Annotated in this window: 3 protein-coding genes and 1 pseudogene; 3 read left to right on the top strand and 1 reads right to left on the bottom strand. The window is 47.4% G+C overall.

Annotated elements, in window-relative coordinates; translation table 11 throughout:
• The 3 genes from B7Y67_RS14320 to B7Y67_RS14310 form a co-directional block, all read left to right on the top strand.
• Window positions 1–736, top strand: a 736-nt coding sequence (locus B7Y67_RS14320; protein WP_293599219.1) for an arginyltransferase, incomplete at its 5' end; no start/stop codon positions are given.
• A 9-nt stretch (window positions 737–745) separates the two neighbouring features.
• Window positions 746–1780, top strand: coding sequence for a quinone-dependent dihydroorotate dehydrogenase (locus B7Y67_RS14315; RefSeq protein WP_293599218.1), 1035 nt, complete (start codon window positions 746–748; stop codon window positions 1778–1780).
• Window positions 1781–1876: 96 nt separating this feature from the next.
• A complete protein-coding gene (locus tag B7Y67_RS14310; RefSeq protein ID WP_293599217.1) occupies window positions 1877–2695 on the top strand; it encodes an IclR family transcriptional regulator in 819 nt (272 codons plus the stop codon).
• Between the two features lie 20 nt (window positions 2696–2715).
• Here B7Y67_RS14310 and B7Y67_RS14305 read toward each other — a convergent pair.
• A pseudogene (locus tag B7Y67_RS14305) lies at window positions 2716–2914 on the bottom strand (peptidase S11); the annotation flags it as partial.

Genomic DNA, 2914 nt, shown 5'->3' with positions numbered 1-2914 from the left:
TAAAGAGCTTCCTTTAACAACCTTGCAGTTTTATGCAACGGCGCCCTATGCCTGTAGCTATCTTCCGGGGAAAATTGCTCGCTCGCAGGTAGCCACGCCGTCTCACTTAATTCATGCTGACTTATATGGAGAATTAGTCAATGCAGGATTTCGTCGTAGCGGCCTTTATACCTATCGCCCCTATTGTGATGAATGCCGCGCCTGTATTGCCACCCGCATTCCCGTTGCGCAGTTTCAGGCTAACCGTAGCCAACGTCGCTCATTGAAAAAACACCAAGGTCTTGAAATTCGGGTATTGAATCTTGGCTATCAAGAGGAGCATTACCAGCTCTATCAACAGTATCAAAATGCACGTCATGCCGACGGTGATATGGATCGTGACGACCAAGATCAATACATGCAGTTTTTACTGCAAAGCCGAGTCAATTCTCGCATCGTTGAATTTCGAGATGGCCCTGATGATAGGCAACCCGGCAAGTTACGCATGGTCAGCATGATTGACATGCTTGAGCAAGGTATTTCATCGGTCTACACCTTCTTTGACACTAGCAATGCCTCTGATAGCTATGGTACTTACAGCATTTTGTGGCAAATTACTCAGGCAATCCAACTAAAGCTAGCCTATCTCTACCTGGGCTACTACATTGAAAATAGCGAAAAGATGTCCTATAAGGCGAAGTTCCAGCCAATCGAAGGTTTAATCAATGATCACTGGCAAGCAATCGTTCAGCGATAATAGTGAACCATGATTGATAGCTACCCTCTTCTGCGCCCTTGGCTTTTTTCACTAGATCCTGAAGAGGCTCATCGAATCACCTTTACTAATCTTGATCGGGCACAGCGCTGTGGATTATTGCGCTGCTTCATCAAGCAACCAGCATCTGATCCTCGCGAACTTTGCGGAATGACCTTTCCAAATCCGATTGGTCTTGCCGCTGGATTGGACAAAGATGGTCAGCATATTGATGCATTAGCCAGTTTAGGCTTTGGCTTTTTAGAAATTGGCACCGTGACCCCAAAACCGCAAGCCGGTAACCCCAAACCCAGAATGTTTCGCTTGCCAGAAGCCCAGGGCATTATTAATCGCATGGGCTTTAACAATGACGGAGTTGATGAATGCGTTAAGCGAGTGCGTCAATCTCAATTCTGGCAAGATGGCGGCATTGTTGGGCTCAACATCGGCAAGAATGCAACTACCCCAATTGAGGAAGCAGCAAGCGACTATGTCACTGCGATGGAAGCAGTCTATGAGACCGCTTCTTACATTACGATTAATATTTCCTCACCGAATACCCAAAATCTTCGGGCACTGCAGGGTGAAGAGATGTTGCGTTCACTCTTAGCTTCGGTTGATATTGCCCGAAAAAGCCTTAGTGATCGCTATGGTGTTCGTAAGCCCTTATTTCTCAAAATTGCACCCGATTTAGACGCTAAGGATATTGGTTTTATAGCGGATCTTTTACTGGAATTTAGTATTGATGCCATCATTGCGACAAACACAACCATTGCGCGCGAAGCGGTGCAAGACCTGCCTTTTGGCAATGAGGCCGGCGGCTTATCAGGCGCACCTGTTCGTGCAGCCTCAACCCATATCATTGAACTACTGAAAGCCCGCTTAAACGATCACATTCCGATCATTGGCGTTGGTGGAATTATGTCGGGCCAAGATGCACAAGAAAAGATTGCTGCAGGGGCCAGTTTGGTTCAGCTCTATAGCGGTTTAATTTACCGGGGGCCAACACTCATCTCTGAGTGTGCTGCACAGCTCAAATCTGCCTAGATTTATCTTTGCAGCGGCTACTTGAAAAATGAGTGCCTAAGAGCGTCTGATTTCATATTGTGCAATTTTGCATAAAAAGTGGCTACAATTAGTCCCATGACTAAGGGAAAATCTACAAAAGTCGCAAAAGTATCTGGTGAAGCAGGAAAGACTGCTATCCAGGTAGTAGATCGCATGATGAATTTGCTCGATGCCTTGGCTTTGCATGAAGACTCCACTAGCCTCAAATTATTGGCAGAAGAGACAGACTTACACCCCTCTACCGCACATCGCATTCTGAATGACCTCGTTGCCTGCAGGCTGGTTGAACGTGGTGATGGTGGCACCTATCGTTTAGGACTCAAATTACTGGAGCTAGGTAACCTCGTGAAGGCTAGATTATCTGTTCGAGAAGCAGCTCAAGCCCCAATGAGAGCCCTACATAAACTCACCGGTGAGACTATCAATCTTTCTGTGCGCCAGGGAGATGAAATTGTTTACATTGATCGCGCCTATAGTGAGCGCTCTGGCATGCAAGTGGTGAGGGCAATCGGCGGAAGAGCGCCCCTACACTTAACCTCGGTTGGAAAATTATTCCTCGCGAGCGATGACCCCAATCAAGTGAGAGCCTATGTCACCCGGACAGGTCTTTCAGGGCATACCCGCAACAGTATTACTGAGTTGGGCAAGCTAGATGAAGAACTCAATCAAGTCAGAAAAATGGGGCACGCACGCGATAACGAAGAGCTGGAGCTGGGTGTTAGCTGCGTTGCCGCTGAAATCCTAGATGACAGTGGAAAATTGGTTGCTGGACTCTCCCTGAGCTCCCCTACTGATCGTATCCAATCGGACTGGTTAAAGCTCCTGCAAGATACTGCATTGCAAATCTCAAAAGGAATGGGCTATAAACCCAAGTCTAGCGAAGCGAATTCGTAAGCCGATACGCCGGCATGCACCTACATAAGGCGACGAATCGACTGAGGCTCCCCTGCTGGCATGCGCTCGTACCAATCTTTTACCCTGACAGCATCAGCAAAGCGTGACTGGGTTCCAACAGAATCCAGAAAGACCAATAAAAGCGGTGTGTTGTTGACCTTAGCCTGCATCACCAAACATCTACCAGCAGCATTAATAAATCCAGTCTTTTGCAGGCCA

The sequence above is a fragment of the Polynucleobacter sp. 35-46-11 genome, from assembly GCF_002281105.1.
This window is presented reverse-complemented; position numbering and strand designations above follow the sequence as displayed.

Coding starts and splice junctions, on each gene's coding strand:
- B7Y67_RS14310 (WP_293599217.1), top strand. CDS start 1,877: ATGACTAAGGGAAAATCTACAAAAGTCGCAAAAGTATCTGGTGAAGCA.
- B7Y67_RS14315 (WP_293599218.1), top strand. CDS start 746: ATGATTGATAGCTACCCTCTTCTGCGCCCTTGGCTTTTTTCACTAGAT.